This window comes from Ideonella livida (genome assembly GCF_010499455.1).
Classification (GTDB): Bacteria; Pseudomonadota; Gammaproteobacteria; order Burkholderiales; family Burkholderiaceae_C; genus Ideonella; species Ideonella livida.
Genome location: NZ_JAAGOH010000065.1, coordinates 1 through 7,873, shown reverse-complemented (window position 1 = coordinate 7,873; position 7,873 = coordinate 1). Strand labels below are relative to the sequence as shown.

At 75.3% G+C, this 7,873-nt stretch carries 5 protein-coding genes; all 5 read left to right on the top strand.

The features are described from left to right. Nucleotides 1–5,003: filamentous hemagglutinin family protein (locus G3A44_RS22885; RefSeq protein WP_163460067.1), on the top strand; the 5,003-nt coding region annotated here is incomplete at its 5' end. A gap of 63 nt (nucleotides 5,004–5,066) precedes the next feature. Next, complete coding sequence (locus G3A44_RS22880; RefSeq protein ID WP_163460066.1) at nucleotides 5,067–6,758, top strand: MotA/TolQ/ExbB proton channel family protein; 1,692 nt, start codon at nucleotides 5,067–5,069, stop codon at nucleotides 6,756–6,758. A gap of 19 nt (nucleotides 6,759–6,777) precedes the next feature. Continuing rightward, nucleotides 6,778–7,197 (top strand): ExbD/TolR family protein, encoded by a 420-nt coding sequence (locus G3A44_RS22875; protein ID WP_163460065.1) that lies wholly within the window; start codon nucleotides 6,778–6,780, stop codon nucleotides 7,195–7,197. A 12-nt stretch (nucleotides 7,198–7,209) separates the two neighbouring features. Then, nucleotides 7,210–7,611, top strand: a complete 402-nt coding sequence (locus G3A44_RS22870) for an ExbD/TolR family protein (RefSeq protein ID WP_163460064.1) — start codon at nucleotides 7,210–7,212, stop codon at nucleotides 7,609–7,611. Nucleotides 7,612–7,637: 26 nt separating this feature from the next. Further along, nucleotides 7,638–7,873: hypothetical protein (locus tag G3A44_RS22865; protein ID WP_375138689.1), on the top strand; the 236-nt coding region annotated here is incomplete at its 3' end.

Here is a 7,873-nt window from a genome sequence, read left to right as displayed (position 1 = left end):
CCGCGGCCGGCGCCGGCCTGCAGCGCACCGGCGCCACCGCCCGCACCGGCCAGCTCGACCTGGGCGACGCGGTGGCCCTGCAGGCCGACGGCGGCACCCTGGTGCTGGACAGCAGCGGCGCCGCCCACCTGGGCCAGAGCCCGCGCTGGCAGGCCGCCGACATCACCCTGGCCGGTGGCCGCCTGGCGCTGGGCGCCGACGGCGGCGCCGGTGCGCTGCAGCTGCAGGCCGAGACCCTGGCCGCCCTGTCCCGCGCCGAGGCGATCACCCTGCGCGCCTACGACCGGCTGGTGCTGGGCGAAGCCACCAGCCTGGGCCGCGCCGGCCTGGCCGAGCTGCGCCTGGACACCCCCAACCTGGATGTTTCCGCCGCCACCGGGGCGGCCGGCGCCACCGTGCGCGCCCAGCAGGTCACCCTGCAGAACAGCACGGGCGCCACCGCCGCGGCCGGCCGCGGAGCCGGCCGCCTGACGGTGCGCACCAGCGCCGGCGCCCTGACCCTGGCCGAAGGCGCCGTGGCGGTCCAGGGCGCACAGCAAGTCGTCCTGGACCTCAGCGGCGCGCTGGCCCTGGCCGGCAGCGGCAGCCTGTCCACCGGCGGTGACCTCAAGGTCCTCACGCCCGGCGTGCAGGCCACGGTGGCCGGCGTCTCCCAGGCCCTGCAGGCCGGCGGCGACCTCAGCCTGCTGGCCGGAGCGGGCAGCGCCCTGGACCCCGATGCCGCGGCTGTGGGCGCCACCCTGGCCCTGCAGGCCGGCGGCACGCTGGTGGCCGACACCCGCATCACCCTGCCGGCGGGCCAGCTCAGCGCCACCGCGCAGGACCACCTGCGCCTGGGGGCGCAGGCCCGGCTGGACCTGGCGGGCCGCACCCTGAGCCCCGGCGGCGTGGACGTGCCGCTGGACGGTGGCACCGCGCGCCTGGTCAGCCAGCAGGGCGCGGTGCTGCTGGAGGCCGGCAGCCGCCTGGACGTGTCGGCCGCCGACGGCGGCGCCACCGGCGCCCAGGGCGGCACCCTGCAGCTGCAGGCCAGCGCGGGCCGCCTGCAGCTGGACGGCACGCTGGCCGGGCAGGGCGGGGCCACGCTCCAGCTCGACAGCCTGGGCACCGTGGACCTGGACGGCCTGGCCCGCGCCCAGCAGGCCGCCGTGGCCGCGGGCCAGGGCCTGGACTTTGGTGGCGCCCTGCAAGTGCGCCAGCGCGGCGGCGGTGGCCTGAGCCTGTCCGCCGGCCACACCCTGGCCGCCCGCGACATCGACCTGGCCGCGGACCATGGCGCCCTGGACGTGGCGGGCACCCTGGACGCCCGCGGCGTCGAGGGCGGCCGCGTCAGCCTGTCGGCCAGCGGTGCGGTGCGCCTGGCCGACGGCGCCCAGGTCCTGGCCGGCGCCACCCAGGCCCAGGGCGCGGGCGGGCAGCTCTTCATCCGCAGCCTGCGCAGCGCCCGCCTGGACGAGGCCGGCGCCCTGCAGGACGCCGGCATCACCCTGGCCGCCGGCAGCCGGGTCGACCTGCAGGCCGGGGCCCAGAGCACCCAGACCGGCCGCCTGACCCTGCAGGCCCTGCGCCTGACCGAGGCCGGCACCGGCCGCACCGAGGTGGCCATCGACCCCCTGGCCGGCACCCTGGCCGGCGTGGGCCGCCTGGACGTGGAAGGCCTCAAGCGCTACGACGCCGCTGGCACCCTGGCCGGCCCGGCCAGCGGCTTGCAGGCCACGGTGGTGCGCGAGGCCAGCGCCTTCATCGACGGCGACGGCGGCACCGCCTCGGGCGCAGGCGCCCGGGGCATCGCCCAGCGCCTGAGCGCCGGGCAGGACGGCCTGGCCGGCCGGGTGCAGGTGCATGCCGGCGCCGAGCTGCGCGCCAGCGGCGACCTCAGCCTCACCGGCCCCTGGAGCCTGGCCTCCGACGCCCAGCGGGTGCGCTTTGCCGGTGGCGACGCCAGCACCGTGGGCGACCTCTCGCTGACCGTGCGCAGCGCTGGCCACCTGCAGGTCAAGGCCAGCGTACAGGCCGGGCAGGGCGCCAGCCCCCTGGCCAGCGGCGGCAGCCTGCGCTTCATCGCCGGCGCCGACCTGGAGAGCGCCAGCCTCCTGGGCCTGGGCGCCACCGGCGCCGGTGACCTGAGCCTGGGCACCGCGCGCAGCGTCACCACCGTCTCCACCAGCGTGGGCGAACTGGTGCTGGCCGCCGCGGGCGACGTCCAGCTCACTGCTGGCGATGTGCGGGCCTACACCACCGGCGTCTCCACCACCGACGCCCAGGCCCTGGCCGTGCGCCGTGCCGGCGTGGCCCAGGACAGCGCCTTCTTCCTCGATGCCGGTGACGTGCGGGTGCGCGCCGGTGGCAGCGTGCGCGGCAAGTCCGTCAGCCGCATCGAGGGCAATGCCTACGCCGCCCACCCCAACGAGTGGAGCAGTAGCGGCCAGTTCACCGGGTCCGACGGCCTGGCCACCACCTGGTGGAGCGCCGGCACCGCGCACTTCCAGCACGGCCTGGGCACTTTCGGTGGCGGCCAGATCCAGGTCAGCGCCGGGCAGGACATCGTCAACCTGGTGGCCGCCGCCCCCGGCAGCGGCTACTTTGGCGCCGACGGCGTGGCCCACCGCTGGGGCGGTGGCAGCGTGCGCTGGCAGGCCGGCCGCGACGTGGTCAACGGCGTGGTGCAAGCCGGTGGCGCCGCGCTGACGGTGCGCGCCGGGCGCGACATCGCCTTCCAGACCCAGGCCGGCCTGGGCCCGGGCGACGACCAGCACGCCCTGGTGCTGGCCCATGCCGACACCGCGGTGCACCTGGGCGCCCGGCGCGACCTCACCGTGGGCTCGCTGCAGTCCACCTATGCGCTGGACGGCCGCTGGCTGGCCGGCCTGGACACCCAGGCCACGCTGAACGCCGTGGCCACCGCCGGCGACCTGGTGTGGCGCACCGACAAGGAGACCGAGCACGGCCTGGACGGTGAGTTCTTTGCCGCCCCCCTGATGCTGCTGCCCGGCCAGGTGCGGCTGGCCGCCCCCAGCGGCGACCTGAGCCTGGCCGGCCCCTGGGGCATCGGCAGCCTGGTGCAGCAGGCCCAGCAGGCCGACACCCGCCTGGACCTGGTGGCCGGGCAGGACCTGCGCCTGCAGGACGGCCTGCAGGTCAATGCCGCGCGGTTGTCCGGCGGGCTGGCCTGGTTCCATGCCGACGGTGGCCTGGGCAGCGCCGAGGCCGAGCTGCTGCCCGGCACCCTGCGCCGCAGCGATGGCGCCCGCCTGGACGCCAGTGACCGCGACCCGGTGCGCCTGGTGGCCGCCCAGGGCGACCTGGTGCTGGCCAACGGCCTGCGCAGCGCCCGCCCGCTGACCCTGCAGGCCGGCCGCGACCTGCGCCTGGACAGCGACGTGGCCCTCATCGACGTGCAGCACCAGCCTGCCGGCGAAGGCGGCGCCGCCGAGCTGACCCTGCTGCAGGCCGGCCGTGACCTGCAGTTCGGCCTGGGGGGCCTGCTGGTGGGCGGCCCGGGCGATGTGGTGCTGCTGGCTGGCCGCCACCTGGACCTGGGCCAGGGCAGTGGCCTGGTCAGCAACGGCAACAACGACAACGGCCTGCTGGCCGCCCAAGGCGCCCGCCTGACGCTGGTGGCCGGCCTGGCCGCCACCGACCTGCAGGCCGCGCTGGACCAGGGGGCCCACCTGCTGGGCACCGGCCTGGGCGACCATGCCGCCGACCTCTACGCCCTGCTCAGTGATCCGGCCGGCCCGGTGCTGCTGGGCAGCGCCACGGCCGAGGCCTTCGAGGCCCTGCCGCTGTGGCAGAAGGTCACCCGGGTGCAGGCCCTGCTGGGCGACAGCGCCTGGCAGGAGGCGGTGGTGCGGTATGTGCGGGCCCTGCCCGACCACGCCGCCGACACCCCGGCCCAGGCCTTGGCCGCCTGGAGCGGCCTGTCCGACCCGCTGCGCGAGGACCTGCTGGGCCGGGCCCTGGCCCGCCAGCTGGGCCGACAGGCGGCGGACCGGCGTGGCGAGATCCTGGGCGCCCTGGCCCGCGCCGAGGCCGAGGTGACCACCACCAGCACCGGCGAGGCCCTGGTGGCCTGGATGGCCACGCACGAGGGCCGCACCGGCCTGAGCCTGGAGCAGGCGCGCAGCGCCTTCGAGGCCCTGCCGCGGGCGCGCCAGGTGCTGTGGCTGCAGCAGGTGCTGGTGGGCGAGGTGCGCAGCGCCGGCCGCGCCGCCGTGCAGGCCGGCGACGCCGGCGCCCGCGCCACCGCCTATGCCCAGGCCTACCAGGCCCTGGACCTGCTCTTCCCGCAAGACACGGCCGCCGACGCCGCGGCCCGCCCCGGCGGTGACATCCGCCTGCCGCAGTCCACCGTGCGCACCCTGCAGGGGGGCGACATCGTGCTGCTGGCCCCGGGCGGAGGCGTCAACGCCGGCGAGACCGGCTCCAGCCTCAAGGGCGCCAACGAGCTGGGCCTGGTGACGGTGGCCGGCGGCGGCATCAGCGCCCTGGTGCGCGACGACTTCCTGGTCAACCAGAGCCGGGTCTTCACCCTGGCCCAGGGCGATGTGCTGCTGTGGTCCTCGCAGGGCGACATCGACGCCGGCCGCGGCGCCAAGACCGTGGTGGGCGCGCCCGCTCCGGTGTACCGCCTGGACCCCAACACCGGCCGCATCGTGGTGGACACCAGCGGCGCCTTCAGCGGCAGCGGCATCGCCGTGCTCAACGCCGCCAGCACCCTGGACCTCTACGCCCCGGCCGGTGCCATTGACGCCGGCGAGGCCGGCATCCGCTCCAGCGGCCAGGTGGTGCTGGGCGCGGTCACCGTGCGCGGCGCCGACGACATCAAGGGCGGCAGCGTGCAGGGCGCCCCGGTGGCCGCGCCGGCCGTGCCGCTGACGGCGGCCCAGCCCCTGGCCAGCAGCACCGCCGCCGGCGCCACCTCCGAAGACGAGGACGAGCGCCGCCGCCGCCGCCAGCGCCGTGCCCTGCTGCTGGAGTTCCTCGGCTTCGGCCGCGCCTGACGTACCTGCTGTTTCCCGATGACTTCCCCCGTGCCCCCAACCGCTCCGCAACGCTCCACTGCCATGAACCTCCGCAAGCTCTTCCTGGGCCTGGCCGCCGCCTGCGCCCTGGCCGCGCCGGCCCATGCCTGGTGGCAGGACGCCTGGACCACCCGCGCCCGCATCGTGCTCGACACCCGCGACCAGGGCCTCAAGCTGCCTGCCGCCGTGCAGGACGTGGTGGTGCCGGTGCGCCTGCACACCGGCAACTTCGACTTCACCGCCGCCCAGCCCGATGGCAGCGACCTGCGGGTCATCGGCGCCGACGACAAGACGCCACTGCCCTTCGAGATCGAGCGCTTCGATCCCATCAACGAGCTGGCCGTGCTGTGGGTGCGCCTGCCCGTGGTGGAGGCCGGCAGCGACAAGAACCTGCTGCATGTCTACGCCTGCAACGCCCAGGCCCCCCAAGAGACCCGCGCCCCGGTCTTTGCCGAAGGCTTTGCCGCCGTGCTGCACTTTGACGAGGCCAGCGGCCCGGTGACCGACCGCGCCCACGGCGCCACCGCCACCCTGGTGCTGGGCGAGCCCAAGCGCGAGGCCGCCGGCCTGCTGGGCGGCGCCTGGCGCAGCGACGGCACCCTGCTGAGCCTGCCGGTGGCCGGCAAGCAGATCGCCGGCGGCGGCGACTTCACCCTGGCCCTGTGGGTCAAGCCCGAGGACGAGACCGCTGACGCCACCCTGGCCGCCCTGGGCCCGCTGCGCCTGCAGCGCAGCGGTGGCCAGCTCCAGCTTCAGGCCGGCGCCGCCCGTGTAGGCCCTGCCGCGCTGCCGGCCGGCGCCTGGGCGCATGTGGTGCTGAGTGTGCAGGCTGGCCAAGCCACGCTGAGCCTGAACGGCCAGGCCGTGGGCCAAGCCGCCGCCCCGTCGCTGGGCGCCGTCACCGCCCTGGAGCTGGGCCGGGGTTTCAAAGGCCTGATGGACGAAGTGCAGCTGCTCACCCGCGCCGAAGGGCCGGCCTGGACCGTGCTGGGCCATGCCGCCCAGGGCCTGGACGGTGGCCTGGTGCGCGCCAGCCGCGACCAGGTGGGGCAGCCCGAGGAGGGCGGCGAGCCCGGCTACATGGGCGTGCTGGTCAAGAACCTCACCGTCGACGCCTGGGTGGTCATCGTCATCCTGGGCGTGATGTTCGCCATCGCCGCCTGGGTCATGGTCACCAAGGCCCGTCTGGTGCGCCAGATCGGGCAGGCCAACGACCGCTTCCTCCACCGCTTCCGCGCCGACCTCAGCGGCGAGAGCCTGAAGGACGCCCGGGGCCTGGACGGCTCCACCCTCTACCAGCTCTGGCGCACCGGCCAGGCCGAGATCGGCAAGCGCTTTGACGCCGGCCGCACCGAGCTCAGCGGTGCCGCCCTGGACGCCATCAAGGCCACCATGGATGCGGTGCAGGTGCGCCAGAACCACCACCTCAACGCCCGCATGGTGCTGCTGACCATCGCCATCTCCGGCGGCCCCTTCCTGGGCCTGCTGGGCACGGTGGTGGGCGTGATGATCACCTTCGCCGCCATCGCCGCAGCCGGTGACGTCAACGTCAATGCCATCGCCCCGGGCATTGCCGCCGCGCTGCTGGCCACCGTGGCCGGCCTGGGCGTGGCCATCCCGGCGCTGTTTGGCTACAACTGGCTGGCCGCGCAGATCAAGAACATCTCCTCGGACATGCAGATCTTCGTGGACGAGTTCGTCACCCGCGCCGCCGAGGCGCACGGTCAGCGCTGAGCCCCGGGAGAGCGCCACCATGGCCGCCGACGTCCGCAGCGACAACCAGCCCTACGACGACATCAACATCACGCCGATGCTGGACTTGGCGTATGTGCTGCTGGTGACCTTCATCATCCTCACCACCGCCTCGGTCCAGGGCGTCAAGGTCCAGTCGCCGCGCACCCAGGCCGCCGCCTCCCTGGCCAAACCCCAGCTGCGCGCCATCACCCTGACCGCCGACGGCACCCTCTACCTGGACGCCTACCCCGTGGCCAACGCCCAGGAGCTGGGTGCCCGCTTGGCCAGCTACAAGGCCGCCAACCCCGCGCTGCCCGTGGTGCTCAAGGCCGATGCCCGAGCCCCGTACCAGAAGGTCAGTGAGGTGCTGGAGGCCCTCAAGCGCCTGGACATCACCGAGGTGGGCCTGGTCACCCAGCGCGCCCCCGCCGCCGGCTGAAGGAGGCCCGCCATGCAGGTTCAGAACGACACCAAGCCCTACGACACCATCAACGTCACCCCCATGCTGGACCTGGCCTACGTGCTGCTGGTGGTGTTCATTCTCATGACCACCGCCTCGGTGCAGGGCCTGACCATCCAGATGCCCAAACCCTCGCTCAAGCCCATGAGCGAACCGCATGAACTGCTCATCGTGCAGGTGGCCGCCAGCGGCGCCCTGCTGCTCAACGGCTCGGCCCTCTCGCTGGCCGAGATCGAGCAGCGCCTGACCCAGGCCAAGGCCCGCGACCCCAAGCTCACCGTGGCCATCAAGGGCGATGCGCAGGCCGCCTACGAGCAGGTGGTGCAGGTCATCGACCTGTGCAACCGCCTGGCGGTGGACATGGGCCTGGTCACCGCCCGCATCGGGACCTGAGCGTCCACCTCCCCCAGGAGCCCCCCATGCACCACACCACCGCCCTCATCGCCCGCCAGAGTGCGTTGGCCGCCCAGGGCCGCCCGCGCGGGCAGCGTGGCCGCGTCAGCGCCGCGCTGCTGCGTCGCGCCGGCCTGGGCCTGGCCGCCGTGGCCCTGATCGCCCTGCTGGCCTGGGCCCTGAAGTCCTGGGTCGGCGCGGGCGAGGCCAAGCCCCGCCCCCAGGTCGCCCGCATCGCCATCCTGCCCGACACCCCGCCGCC

Coding starts and splice junctions, on each gene's coding strand:
- G3A44_RS22875 (WP_163460065.1), top strand. CDS start 6,778: ATGGCCGCCGACGTCCGCAGCGACAACCAGCCCTACGACGACATCAAC.
- G3A44_RS22870 (WP_163460064.1), top strand. CDS start 7,210: ATGCAGGTTCAGAACGACACCAAGCCCTACGACACCATCAACGTCACC.
- G3A44_RS22880 (WP_163460066.1), top strand. CDS start 5,067: ATGAACCTCCGCAAGCTCTTCCTGGGCCTGGCCGCCGCCTGCGCCCTG.